Raw genomic sequence first — 12,131 nt, 5'->3', positions numbered from 1 at the left:
CCGTGGAGATCATGTCCGACACCGCCGCCCCGCCCGCGACCCCCGAGGTCTGCGACTTCGTCGTCTTCGGAGGCACCGGCGACCTGTCGCTGCGCAAGCTCCTGCCGGCCCTCTACCGCCGCGAGCTCGAGGGCGGCCTGCCCGAGGACACCCGCATCATCGGCGTCTCCCGCGCCGACCTGGACGACGAGGCGTACCGCGCCGTCGTCCGGGACGCGCTCGCCTCCCACGTCGAGCGCAGCGACCTGTACGACGGCGCCGTCGACCGTCTGCTGTCCCGGCTGCACCACGTGCCGATGGAGTTCGACGACCTCGCCCAGTGGCACCTGCTGCACGGCCTGCTCAAGGACCGTCCGCGCGTCGAGGAGGCCGTCACGGTCTTCTACCTCGCCGTCGCCCCGTCGGCCTTCGGCCTGATCTGCGACCAGCTCGACGAGGTCGGCCTGGTCAGCGAGCGCTCGCGGGTGGTGATGGAGAAGCCGATCGGCCACGACCTGGCCTCCTCGCAGCAGGTCAACGACGCGGTCGGCCGGGTCTTCGCGGAGTCCCAGGTCTTCCGCATCGACCACTACCTGGGCAAGGAGAGCGTCCAGAACCTCCTGGTCACCCGCTTCGCCAACACCTTCCTCGAGCCGCTGTGGAACTCGCGCTGGGTTGACCACGTGCAGATCACCGTGGCCGAGTCCCTCGGCGTCGGGGAGCGCGGCGCGTACTACGACCGCGCCGGCGCCCTGCGCGACATGGTCCAGAACCACCTCCTGCAGCTGCTGTGCCTGGTCGCGATGGAGCCGCCGACCTACATCGGCCGCGAGACCGTGCGCGACGAGAAGCTCAAGGTGCTGCAGGCCCTCAAGCCGATGACGCCGGCCGACGTGGACCGCGACACCGTCCGCGGCACGTACGGCGAGGGTCTCGTCGAGGGGCAGCCGGTGCGGTCCTACGCCGACGACCTCGGCGAGGCCGCCCCCGAGTCGGGCAGCACGACCGAGACGTTCGTGGCGCTGCGCACCGAGGTGCAGAACTGGCGCTGGGCCGGCGTGCCGTTCTACCTGCGCACCGGCAAGCGGCTGCCGCGCCGGACCTCCGAGATCGTGGTCGTCTTCAAGGCGCCGCCGCACCACATGTTCCCGCACAGCGAGGGCAGCGCCGAGCCGAACCGGCTGCACATCCAGGTCCAGCCCGACGAGGGCATGCGGCTGACGATGACGGCCAAGGAGCCCGGCCCGGGCGGCTACCGGCTGCGCCCGGTCTCGCTGGACCTGTCGTACGCCGACACCTTCGACCAGCGCTCCCCCGACGCCTACGAGCGACTGATCATGGACGTCGTCAAGGGCAACGCCACCCTGTTCATGCGCCGCGACGAGATCGAGGCCGCCTGGAGCTGGGCCGAGCCGATCCTGGACCGCTGGACCACCGCCCCCGACCGCCCCCGCCGCTACGCCGCCGGCACCAGCGGCCCCACCGCGGCCACCGCGCTCATCGAGCGCGACGGCCGGTCCTGGCAGGAGATCGAGTGACCGACCCGACCCCCACCCCCGCACCCACCCCTGCACCCACCGACGGGCCCGTCCCGCGCCCCGACCTGACGCTCCCCGCGACGCACCCCGTCGTGGCGGCCGTGACCGAGCGGCTGGTCGAGCGCAGCACGGCGAGCAGGGCTGCGTACCTGCGCCGGGTCCGTGCCGGCGTCGCCGCCGGGGCCGCCAGCGGCGCCGCCCGGGCCGACCTCGGCTGCGCTAACCTCGCGCACGGCTTCGCCGCCGCCGAGCCCCGTGAGAAGTCCGGGCTGCGTGGGCGCACCAAGCCCAACGTGGCCGTGGTGACCTCCTACAACGACATGCTCTCCGCGCACCAGCCGTACGGGACGTACCCGCCGGTGCTCAAGGAGGCCGTCATCCGCGCCGGGGGGATCGCCCAGGTCGCCGGCGGCGTGCCCGCGATGTGCGACGGGATCACCCAGGGCCGCGACGGCATGCAGCTCTCGCTCTACAGCCGCGACGTGATCGCGATGTCGACGGCGATCGCGCTGTCGCACGACATGTTCGACGCCGCGCTGATGCTCGGCGTCTGCGACAAGATCACGCCCGGGCTGCTGATCGGTGCCCTGTCCTTCGGCCACCTGCCGACGGTGTTCGTGCCGGCCGGTCCGATGACCTCGGGCCTGCCCAACAAGGAGAAGGCCGCGGTCCGCCAGCGGTACGCCGAGGGGCTGGTCGGGCGCGAGGAGCTGCTCGAGGCCGAGTCCGCGTCGTACCACTCCCGCGGGACCTGCACCTTCTACGGCACCGCGAACTCCAACCAGCTGCTGATGGAGGTCCTCGGGCTGCACCTTCCCGGGTCCTCCTTCGAGAACCCCGACTCGCCGCTGCGCGAGCCGCTGACCCGCGCCGCCGCCGCCCGCGCCGTGGCGCTGTCGGTGCAGGGCGCGGCCAAGCAGGGCGCCGCCCCCACCCCGATCGGCGAGCTGGTCGACGAGAAGGCCGTGGTCAACGCCTGCGTCGCGCTGCTGGCCAGCGGCGGCTCCACCAACCACACGATGCACCTGGTCGCGGTCGCCCGCGCCGCCGGCATCGCGCTGACCTGGGACGACTTCTCGGACCTGTCGGCGGTCGTGCCGCTGCTGAGCCGGATGTACCCCAACGGCTCCGCCGACGTGAACCACTTCCACGCCGCCGGCGGCATCGGGTTCCTGGTCCGCACCCTGCTCGAGGCCGGGCTGCTGCACGAGGACGTCGAGACGGTCGTCGGCCGCGGGCTGGCCCGCTACACCTGCGAGCCCGAGCTCGGCGCCGACGGCACCCTGGCCTGGCGCGAGGGCGCCACCGCCTCGCTCGACACCGACGTGCTCCGCCCGGTCGAGGCCCCGTTCAGCCCCGACGGCGGGCTGCGGATGCTGCGCGGGCCGCTGGGCCGTGCGGTCGTCAAGGTCTCCGCCGTCGCCGAGGAGCACCGCGTGGTCACCGCACCGGCGATGGTCTTCGACCACCAGGACGACCTGCTCGCGGCGTTCGACGAGGGCCGCCTCGACGGACGCGACCTGGTCGCGGTCGTGCGCTACCAGGGCCCGGCCTCCAACGGGATGCCCGAGCTGCACAAGCTCACCCCCGCCCTCGGGGTCCTCCAGGACCGCGGTCAGCGGGTCGCGATCGTCACCGACGGCCGCATGTCGGGCGCCTCCGGCAAGGTCCCGGCCGCCATCCACGTCACGCCCGAGGCCGCCCTCGGCGGGCCGCTGGCCCGGGTCCGGGACGGCGACCTGGTCACCCTCGACGCCGACGCCGGCACGCTCGGCGTGGCCACCGACGACGACTTCGACGCCCGCGAGTCCACCGGCCGTCCGCCCCAGGGCGAGGAGTGGGCCGGCACCGGCCGCGAGCTCTTCGCCGCCTTCCGCGCCACCGTCGGACCGGCCGACGAGGGCGCCAGCGTCTTCGCCGCCGTCGACGCCACCCCGACCCTCCAGGAGGTCCGCGTTGACCAGCACGTCTGAGACCCGTACGCCCGCGCCGCTGCCCCCCGGGTCGCTGCTGTCCGTCGCCCCGGTGGTGCCGGTCGTCGTGATCGACGACGTCACCCACGCCGTCCCGCTGGCCCGCGCGCTGGTGGCCGGTGGCCTGCCGATCATCGAGGTCACGCTGCGCACCCCGGTCGCGCTCGAGGCGGTCCGCGCGATCGCCGACGAGGTCCCCGAGATCCTCCTCGGCGCCGGCACCGTCTGCACCCCGGCCCAGGCCGAGGCGGCGGCCGCGGCGGGCTCACAGTTCCTGGTCTCCCCCGGCGCCACCCCCGGGCTGCTCGACGCGATGCTCGGCACCGGCCTGCCGTTCCTGCCCGGCACCAGCTCGGTCTCCGAGGTGCTGACGGTGCTCGAGGCCGGGGTGACGGAGATGAAGTTCTTCCCCGCCGAGGCCTCCGGCGGCGCCCCGTGGCTCAAGGCCGTCTCCGCCCCGGTCCCCGCGGCCCGGTTCTGCCCGACCGGCGGCATCACCGCCGCGAGCGCCCCGGCGTACCTCGCCCTGCCCAACGTCGGCTGCGTCGGCGGGTCCTGGCTGACCCCGAAGGACGCCCTGGAGCAGGGCGACTGGGACCGGGTCGCGCGGCTCGCGGGCGAGGCCGCCGCGCTCGGCTGAGCCGTCCCACCCGCGCCGGGGACCCCGCGGCCGGCACCGACCCGCGGGGGCGCTGTCGGCGGCGGGTCCTACGCTCCGGACGTGTCCCGTCCCGCCCCCTCCTGGCTGCCGCTCGCCGCGGTCGGCTGCACCCTGGTCCTGTGGGCCTCGGCGTTCGTCGCGATCCGGCACCTCGGCCGCGACTTCTCCCCCGGCGCGCTGTCGCTGGGGCGGCTGCTGGTCGGGTCGCTGACGCTGGGCGTGGTGGTGGCGGTGACCCGGCGGCGCACGGGTCGGGCGCTGGTGCGTCCCACGACCCGTGAGGCGCTGGCCCTCGCCGCGATCGGCGTGCTGTGGTTCGGGGTCTACAACGTCGCGCTGAACGAGGGCGAGCTGCGCGTCGACGCCGGCACGGCGGCGATGCTGATCCAGGTCTCACCGGTGCTGATCGCGCTGCTGGCGGCGCTGTTCCTGGGCGAGCGGTTCACCGGCGCCCTCGCGCTCGGCCTCGCGCTGGCCTTCGGCGGGGTGGTCCTGATCGCCCTGGCCGGCCCAGCCGACGGCGACCGCGACGTCCTGGGCGTCGCGCTCGTGCTGCTCGCCGCGGTGGTCTACGCGGTCTCGCTGGTGCTGCAGAAGCCCCTCGTACGCCGACTGCCCGCGCTCCAGGTCACCTGGGCGGCCTGCACGGTCGGGGCCCTGGTCTGCCTGCCCTGGGCCGGTGACCTGCTCGCGCAGGTCCGCGCCGCGCCGACCTCCTCGGTGTGGTGGGTGGTCTACCTCGGCGTCTTCCCGACCGCGCTGGCCTTCACCACCTACGCCTACGCGCTGGGGCGGATGGACGCCTCGCGGCTGGGCGTCACCACCTACCTGGTGCCGCCGATCACGATCGTGCTGGGCCTGCTGCTGCTCGGGGAGGCGCCGCCCGCGCTGGCGTACGCCGGGGGCGTGCTGGCCCTCGTCGGCGTGGCCGTGGCCCGCCGCGGCCCGGCGGCCGGACGGAAGACCGGACGGGCGCCGGTGGGCGCCGACCCGGTCAGGTCGCCAGCGCCACCGTGAGCCGCTCGCGCAGCGACCTGGTGGCCCGGCTGCGCAGCTGGCTGACCCGGGACTCGGTCACCTGCAGCACCTGACCGATCTCGGCCAGGGTCAGGCCCTCGAAGAAGTAGAGCGCGATCACGACCTGGTCGCGCTCGGGCAGCTCGCGCACCGTGCGGCGCAGCACCTCGCGGGTGCCCTCGTCCTCGAAGGCCTCCTCCAGGCCGGGGGCCTCGTCGCCCATCTCGGCGATCTCCTCGTCCCCGCCGCCGCCCATCTGGGTCGGCTTGGCGACCAGCTCGCGCAGCTCGCCGACCCCGACGTCGAGGCGCCGGGCCAGCTCGACGTCCTCCGGGTCGCGGCCCAGCTCGCGGTGCAGCGCGGTGCGGGCCTCCTCGACCGCACGCAGGCGGGTCCGCACCGAGCGCGGCACCCAGTCGGCGCTGCGGATGGAGTCCAGGATCGCGCCGCGGATCCGGGGCACCGCGTAGGTCTGGAACTCCCAGCCGCGGTCCGGCTCGAACTTCTCGATCGCGTCCATCAGCCCGAACACGCCCTCGGAGACCAGGTCCGCGGACTCGACCGTGGCCGGCAGGCCGCTGCGCACGCGTCCGGCGACGTACTTGACCAGCGGCGAGTACTGCATCACCAGCCGGTTGCGCAGGTCGACGTCCCCGGTGGCCTTGTACTCGCGCCAGGTCTCCCCGATCTCCGGCGGCGTGGTGCGCGGCGGGTTGCGCGGCGGGGTCCGCGGCGTGGCACGCGACATCAGGCGGCGCCCTGCTCGAGGACCGACAGCGCCGCCGACGGGTCGCTGCGGTAGCGCGCGATCAGCGCGGCCGTGCTCTCGTCGAGGCGGGCGAAGAGCGCGCTGCGGTACGCCGTCAGCTGCCGCTCGGCGGCCCGCAGCCGCTCCACCACGACAGCGGTCTCGGCCGGGCTGGCCGGCGGCGCCCACACCTCGGCCAGGTCGGGCAGCTCGGGCAGCGGGTCGGCCGCGCGGACGCGCAGCAGCGCGGTGCGCCCGGCGCCGGTGGCGGTGTCGCCCAGCACGCGGACGAGGTCCTCGAGCCCGATCGCGACGCCCGCGCCGCCGCCCGTACCGCTCCCGCCGGCCTCGATCAGGTCGAGCCGCGCGTGCACGACGCGGCGCCAGTACGAGGCCCGGTCCTCCTCGTCGCGCAGGCGCTGGCGGTAGCCGCGCAGCGCGGGCAGGTCGAGGTCGTCGAGCCGTGGGGCCTCGCCGACGTCGAGCGTGCCGGGTCCCGTGGCGGTCTGGTCGTTCACCGTGCTCCTCGTGCCGGGCCGCGGCGAGGGTGGGGTGGGCCGCGGGCGTCCCCCGCATCCTGCCAGCGCGACCGGGCCGTCGTCCGAGGGTTCCGGCAGCTCGTCGGGCCCCGGTCGGCCAGATCGGGCCCCGTCGTGGGGGTACCGAGGGGCCGTCGAGGGGCCTCCGGACGTGTCCCGGTGCCGAGACACCGGACCGTACGGGACTCAAGTCCTGCCCTCGCGGACCCGATGACCCCCTCGACCACGGGGAGCCGTGGCCCGCCGAGCCACCCCGGAGACCCGACATGCGCCCCACCACCGCCCGCCGGCGCCGTCGGTGACCGGGTTGCGCGACGTGCGCGGGCTGCTGTGCGGCGTCGTACGACGGCTGGGCAGCCGCGGCACCGACCCGCTGACCGGGCTGCCCGACCGCGGCGTGCTGCGCGACCGCGGACCGCTGGCGCTCGCGCTGGCCCGGGCCTCCGGGCGCCCGGTGGCGCTGCTGCTGCTCGACCTCGACGGGTTCAAGCGGATCAACGACCTGCTGGGCCACCACGAGGGTGACGCCGTGCTGGTCGAGGTGGCCCGCCGGCTCAGCTCCGTGGTCGGTGCGCAGGACCTCGTCGTCCGCCTCGGCGGCGACGAGTTCGCCGTGCTCACCGCGCCCCTGGCCTGCGTCGACGACGCCGGCGACCTCGCCGCCCGGATCGTGGCCGCCGTCGCCGCCCCGCTGGCGGTCGAGGAGCTGGAGGTCACCGTGACCGCGTCGGTCGGCGTGGCCCTGCTCGACCGCGACGGCAACACCCTCGAGGACCTGACCCGGGCCGCGGACCAGGCGATGTACGCCGTCAAGCGCGCCGGCGGCGACGCGCCCGCACCCCTCGGCGACCTCACCGACCCCGTCCTGGCCGCGGTGCACGGCCCGCGCCTGGTCGCGGAGCTGCGCGAGGCCGTCCTCGCCGGGCAGCTCGACGTCCACTACCAGCCGCAGGTCGACGCGGCGACCGGTCGCACGACCGGCTACGAGGCCCTGGTCCGCTGGGAGCACCCCGAGCTCGGGCTGCTCCTGCCGCGCCACTTCCTGCCGCAGGCCGAGCGCAGCGGGCTGCTCGGGCCGCTGACCGACGCCGTGCTCGACCGCGCCCTGGCCGACCTGCCCGCGCTGCGCCGGATGGCGCCCGGAGCCGGGCTCGCGCTCAACGTCTCGGCCCGGCACATGGCCGCCCGCGGACTGGTCACCGACCTGATCGACCGGGTCCGCCGGGCCGGGCACGACCCGGCGTCGCTGGTGCTGGAGATCACCGAGGCGGCCACCTGGCCCACGCCCGACGTCGCGTCGCTCTTCGAGGAGGTCCACGACGCCGGGGTGCGGGTTAGCATCCACGGCTTCGGGCGGGACTCGTCCTCGTTGCGCTCGCTGTGGACCTTCCCCGCGGTGCGCCAGATCAAGATCGACCCCGAGATCATCGCGACCCTGCTCACCGACCCCACCACCGAGCGGCAGGTGCGCGGCATGGTCAGCGCCGCGCACGCCCTCGAGGTCCAGGTCGTCGCCGAGGGCGTCGAGACCGCCTCCGCGGTCGCCCGGCTGCAGGAGCTCGGCGTCGACACCCTCCAGGGCCGGTGGCTCGGCGCGGCCGCGGACCCCGCCGAGCTCGCCCGCCAGGCCGGGCACTGGGCGGCGGTGGGCGCGGCGGTGCGCCGGACCGCGCCGGGTCCGCGGACGGCCCCGACCAGGGGCTGAGACCTGCCGCCGGCGGCCGGACCGGCGTACCGTGGTGGAGGACTGGTCTGGACCGCGCACCGGGATCGCGGGTTCCCCCGCACGCCGTGCGAGGGATCGGATTCACTGCTACTTCCGGGACGCGGGGGTGTCCGGGCCAGTCCCGTCACCGATCCACGGAGGAACCATGCGTGCTCCGGTCCTGCTGGTCGGCTACGACGCCGCCGCGGTCCGACGCACACGCGACGACTTCATCTCCGGCGGGCTGACCAACCCCGTCCTGGCCTGCGAGGACGGTCACGAGGCGGCCGCCTACGTCCTGGGCCGGGCGCCGTACGCCGAGCGCGCCGACCACCCGCTGCCGGTGGTCCTGGTGACGGCGCTCCGGCTGCCGCTGGGCAGCGCCGCGGAGGTGCTGCGCCTGCTGCGGGCCGACGCCGGGCTGCGCCGGCTGCCGGTCGTGGTGACCGGGGGCGACCCCGGGGACGACGAGATCGCGGTGCTGCACCAGCACGGCGCCACCTACCTGTCGGGCCACGTCGCGGCCCGCGCGCTGCTGGACGTCATCCGGGGCCTCAACCTGCCCTGGGCCCTCGAGCGCGCCGAGCCGGTGACCTGAGGTGGCGCACTTCGACCCGCTCGCCCTCGGCCTGACCGACCCGCGCCCGCTGCGCGACCGCGTCGAGTCGCTGTGCGTCGAGGCCGGCCACGCCGGGCGCCAGGTGGTGCTGCTGGCGGCCAGCGTCTCCAACGCCGACGAGCTCGCCGACGCCTACGGCCACGAGGCGCTCGGCGCGGTCACCGCGGCCGTCGTCGCGCGGCTCGGCGTCGACCAGCAGCCACCGGCCGTGCCCGACGACGGGACCCCCGACCTGGTCATCCACCTGCTGCAGGTCTCCCCCGTCGGCGGGGTCCTGGCCGGCCTCGTGGTCCACCCCGACCTCGACGCCGACGACGTCGAGGCGGTCGCCACCCGCCTGGCCGGGTTCGCGACGCTGCCGCTGGAGCAGGGCGGCGCGCGGGTGTGGCCGGTGGTCACCGTGGCGCTGCGCCGCTGCCGGGCCGACGACGAGGGCTGGCGCTCGCTGCGCGAGGTGCGCGGCGCCCTCTACGCCGCCGGCCGGCACCACCGCGGCTGCGTACGGTGGAACGCCTCGCCCGACCGGACCGGTGCGGGCGGGACGGGCGGTGCGGGCGGGGAGGACCAGCACGACGCCGTCGTCCGCCGCGAGCTCGGCCTGGTCGCCGACCTGGCCGCCGCGCTGCACGAGCACCCCTCCCAGCTGTCGCTGGTCTACCAGCCGGTGCTCGACCTGCGCAGCCGCACGCTGACCAGCGCGGAGGCCCTGCTGCGCTGGCACCACCCGGAGCGCGGGGACGTCTCGCCCGCCGAGGCCGTCGCAGCCGCCGAGCGGTCCGGGCTGATCCACGACCTGGGCCGGCTCGTGCTCGACCTGGCCCTGGCGCAGACCGCGGCGTGGATCGGTCACGTGGGGCCGGCGTACCGCACCCACGTCAACGTCTCCGCGCTCGAGCTGCAGCGTCCGGGCTACGTCGAGAGCGTCGCCGACGCCCTGGACCGCTCCGGCACCCCGGCGGAGATGCTGCTGCTCGAGATCACCGAGACGGCGCTGCTGACCGAGGACCAGCACGTGCTGACCACGCTGTACCGGCTGCGCGCGCTCGGCGTCGGCCTGGGCATCGACGACTTCGGCACCGGCTACTCCTCGATCGCGCAGCTGCACCGGCTCCCGGTCGACACCGTCAAGATCGACCGGTCCCTGGTCCGCGACATCGCCACCTCCGCCACCGACTTCGCCCTGATCCGCACCGTGCTGGGGCTGCTCGGCACCACCCAGGTCACCGTCGTCGCCGAGGGCATCGAGGACGCAGTCCAGGCCTCCCACCTGCAGGCCGTCGGCGCCGTCTTCGGGCAGGGCTACCTGCTCGGGCGTCCGATGCGGCCCGAGGTCTTCATGCCGGCCGTCGCCCCGCTGATCCGCGCCGACGCCGGGACGACCGCCTGAGGGAACGGTCGCCGGACGGGTGGTCCGCTACGGCCGGGCGTCGTCCCCGGCCTCGAGCCAGCCGCGGAACGCCTCGAGGTTGGCCGTCGACTCCCCGCGCAGGCGCCGCCAGTCCCACTCCTTGCGGATCGAGGAGGCGAACCCGAGCTCCAGGATCGCGTTGAACGACTCGTCGGCGGTCGAGAGCACCGCGCCCAGCAGGCGGTCCAGCTCGGGGAGGTCCGTCGGGTCGGCGGGGCCGTCCGCGCCCTGCCCGGCGTCGAGGACGCCCAGCGGCAGCCGTCCGTCGAGGTAGATGTCGCCGTGGTGGTCCAGCGCGAAGGCCGCGCCGAAGGTCTTGAGGTTGCGCTCCAGCAGCCACCGGTAGACCCGCTCGTGCGCCTCGTCGGGCTGGCGGCACACGAACGCGTGCACCCCGAGCGCGTGCACGCCGACGTCGAGGCGTACCGGCGTCTGGAGCTTCCGCTCGCCGGGCAGCGCGAAGGAGAACCCGCCGACGGCGGTCTCGGTGTGCTCCAGGTCGTTGGCCTGCAGGTACGCGCGCAGCGTCGCGGCCCGGCGCTGCTGGTCCGGCGTCATCGACGCCGGCGCGTCCCCGAGCGGGTCGCTCGGCTGGTCGCTCGGCTGGTCGGTCGGCTGGTCGGTCGGCTGGTCGGTCGGGTCGCTCACGTGCCCGAGCCTCGCATGACGGTGCGCGCGCGGTCGTAGGCCTCGAGGGTGCGGCCGGCGGTGGCCTCCCAGGAGAACTCACGGGCCTGCGCCAGCGCCCCGGCGCCGAGCGCCTCGATCCGGGCGGGGTCGGCGAGCAGGCGCTCCAGGGTGTCGGCCCAGCGGACGGGGTCGTGGCCCTCGACCAGCAGCCCGCTGACGCCGTCGCGGACCACGGTGGGCAGCCCGCCGACGGCGGCGGCGACCACGGGCGTGCCGCAGGCCTGGGCCTCGGCCGCGACCAGCCCGAAGGACTCGTTGTAGGAGGGGACGGCGACCAGCGTCGCGGCGGCGTACCACCGGGCCAGGTCGGTCTGCGCGACCGGGGGCACGAACCGCACCACGTCGGAGATGCCGAGCTCGTGGGCGAGCTGGACCAGGCTGGCCGGGCGGTCCAGGCCGCTGCCCGACGGGCCGCCGACGACGGGGACCACGAGGTGCCTGCGCAGGCCGGGGCGGCGCTCGAGCACGTGGGCGACGGCGCGCAGCAGGACGTCGGGCGCCTTCAGCGGCTGGATCCGGCCAGCGAAGAGCAGCACGGTCGCGTCCGCGGGAAGGCCGAGGTCGCGACGTACGGCGACCGGGTCGCGCGGGGTGAAGGTGTCCAGGTCGACGCCGGGGTAGACGACCTCGACCCGGCCGGGGTCGGCGTCGTAGAGGTTGATCAGCTGCTTGGCCTCGAGGTCGGTGTTGGCCACGAGGACGTCGGCGGCGTCGACCACCTGCTCCTCGCCGATGACGCGGGCGGCGGGCTCGGGGGTGTCGCCGGCGGCCATCGCCTCGTTCTTGACCTTGGCCATCGTGTGCATCGTGTGCACCAGCGGCACGCCCCAGCGGTCCCGGGCCAGCGCGCCGACCTGGCCCGAGAGCCAGTAGTGGGAGTGCACGACGTCGTAGTGCCCGGACGGCTGGGCGGCCTCGGCACGCAGCACCTCGCGGGCGAAGACGCACAGCTGGCCGGGCAGCTCGTTCTTGGTTAGGCCCTCGAACGGGCCGGCGTGGATGTGGCGCACCACCACGCCCGGGTCGACGGCCACGGCCTCGGGCAGCGCCGAGCTCGTGGCGCGGGTGAAGATGTCGACCTCGACGCCGTGGCGGGCCAGGCGCCGCGACAGCTCGGTGACGTAGACGTTCATCCCGCCGGCATCACCGGTGCCGGGCTGGTCCAGCGGGGAGGTGTGCAGGCTGATCATGGCCACACGGCGTACTGCCGGGGTCGTCACGTCGCCTGCACCTCCTCCGGCCCGGGTCGCTCGC

General features: G+C 75.5%; 11 protein-coding genes. 7 read left to right on the top strand and 4 right to left on the bottom strand.

The genetic code is table 11. From position 1 onward, the window contains the following. Positions 1-11 precede the first annotated feature (11 nt). The 4 genes from zwf to ENKNEFLB_RS04460 all read left to right on the top strand — a co-directional run bounded on the left by zwf (position 12) and on the right by ENKNEFLB_RS04460 (position 5,168). Entirely contained in the window at positions 12-1,517 is a 1,506-nt protein-coding gene (gene zwf, locus ENKNEFLB_RS04475; RefSeq protein WP_214058098.1) for a glucose-6-phosphate dehydrogenase, read from the top strand. Beyond that, a complete protein-coding gene (gene edd, locus ENKNEFLB_RS04470; protein WP_246535837.1) occupies positions 1,514-3,490 on the top strand; it encodes a phosphogluconate dehydratase in 1,977 nt (658 codons plus the stop codon). Before zwf ends, edd begins: the two co-directional genes overlap by 4 nt. Then, the gene (gene eda / locus ENKNEFLB_RS04465; protein WP_246535836.1) at positions 3,474-4,130 is read left to right on the top strand and encodes a bifunctional 4-hydroxy-2-oxoglutarate aldolase/2-dehydro-3-deoxy-phosphogluconate aldolase; all 657 of its coding nucleotides are present in this window, start codon (positions 3,474-3,476) and stop codon (positions 4,128-4,130) included. The genes edd and eda overlap by 17 nt, the downstream gene beginning before the upstream one ends. 81 nt (positions 4,131-4,211) lie before the next feature. Then, positions 4,212-5,168, top strand: a complete 957-nt coding sequence (locus tag ENKNEFLB_RS04460) for a DMT family transporter (RefSeq protein WP_214058097.1) — start codon at positions 4,212-4,214, stop codon at positions 5,166-5,168. On the opposite strand, the gene ENKNEFLB_RS04455 is transcribed toward ENKNEFLB_RS04460, so the two are convergent. Both ENKNEFLB_RS04455 and ENKNEFLB_RS04450 read right to left on the bottom strand, forming a co-directional pair. Further along, a complete protein-coding gene (locus ENKNEFLB_RS04455) occupies positions 5,146-5,916 on the bottom strand; it encodes a FliA/WhiG family RNA polymerase sigma factor (RefSeq protein WP_214058096.1) in 771 nt (256 codons plus the stop codon). The genes ENKNEFLB_RS04460 and ENKNEFLB_RS04455 overlap by 23 nt on opposite strands. Next, positions 5,916-6,434, bottom strand: coding sequence for an RsiG family protein (locus ENKNEFLB_RS04450; RefSeq protein WP_214058095.1), 519 nt, complete (start codon positions 6,432-6,434; stop codon positions 5,916-5,918). The genes ENKNEFLB_RS04455 and ENKNEFLB_RS04450 overlap by 1 nt, the downstream gene beginning before the upstream one ends. Before the next feature lie 319 nt (positions 6,435-6,753). Between ENKNEFLB_RS04450 and ENKNEFLB_RS04445 the strand changes: the two genes are divergently transcribed. From ENKNEFLB_RS04445 to ENKNEFLB_RS04435, 3 genes are all read left to right on the top strand, one after another. Continuing rightward, positions 6,754-8,160 carry a putative bifunctional diguanylate cyclase/phosphodiesterase gene (locus ENKNEFLB_RS04445; protein ID WP_214058094.1) on the top strand — a complete coding sequence of 469 codons (1,407 nt, stop codon included), beginning with the start codon at positions 6,754-6,756 and terminating at the stop codon, positions 8,158-8,160. Positions 8,161-8,326: 166 nt separating this feature from the next. After that, the gene (locus ENKNEFLB_RS04440; protein ID WP_214058093.1) at positions 8,327-8,758 is read left to right on the top strand and encodes a response regulator; all 432 of its coding nucleotides are present in this window, start codon (positions 8,327-8,329) and stop codon (positions 8,756-8,758) included. 1 nt (position 8,759) lies between these two features. Continuing rightward, positions 8,760-10,166 (top strand): bifunctional diguanylate cyclase/phosphodiesterase, encoded by a 1,407-nt coding sequence (locus tag ENKNEFLB_RS04435; protein ID WP_214058092.1) that lies wholly within the window; start codon positions 8,760-8,762, stop codon positions 10,164-10,166. Positions 10,167-10,193: 27 nt separating this feature from the next. On the opposite strand, the gene ENKNEFLB_RS04430 is transcribed toward ENKNEFLB_RS04435, so the two are convergent. Both ENKNEFLB_RS04430 and mshA read right to left on the bottom strand, forming a co-directional pair. After that, positions 10,194-10,835: a YbjN domain-containing protein gene (locus ENKNEFLB_RS04430; RefSeq protein WP_214058091.1), complete on the bottom strand. Its 642-nt coding sequence runs from the start codon at positions 10,833-10,835 to the stop codon at positions 10,194-10,196. After that, positions 10,832-12,097 (bottom strand): D-inositol-3-phosphate glycosyltransferase, encoded by a 1,266-nt coding sequence (gene mshA, locus ENKNEFLB_RS04425; protein ID WP_425543754.1) that lies wholly within the window; start codon positions 12,095-12,097, stop codon positions 10,832-10,834. Before mshA ends, ENKNEFLB_RS04430 begins: the two co-directional genes overlap by 4 nt. Positions 12,098-12,131: the final 34 nt, after the last annotated feature.

Origin of the sequence: Nocardioides aquaticus (genome assembly GCF_018459925.1) — a bacterium.
In the GTDB taxonomy this organism is placed as follows: domain Bacteria; phylum Actinomycetota; class Actinomycetes; order Propionibacteriales; family Nocardioidaceae; genus Nocardioides; species Nocardioides aquaticus.
The sequence above is the reverse complement of the archived record's forward strand: the minus strand, read 5'-3'. Positions and strand labels throughout refer to the sequence as shown.

What these genes read in the sequence shown, in the direction of transcription:
- ENKNEFLB_RS04440 (WP_214058093.1), top strand. Translation starts at nt 8,327, where the DNA reads ATGCGTGCTCCGGTCCTGCTGGTCGGCTACGACGCCGCCGCGGTCCGA.
- zwf (WP_214058098.1), top strand. Translation starts at nt 12, where the DNA reads ATGTCCGACACCGCCGCCCCGCCCGCGACCCCCGAGGTCTGCGACTTC.
- ENKNEFLB_RS04455 (WP_214058096.1), bottom strand. Translation starts at nt 5,916, where the DNA reads ATGTCGCGTGCCACGCCGCGGACCCCGCCGCGCAACCCGCCGCGCACC.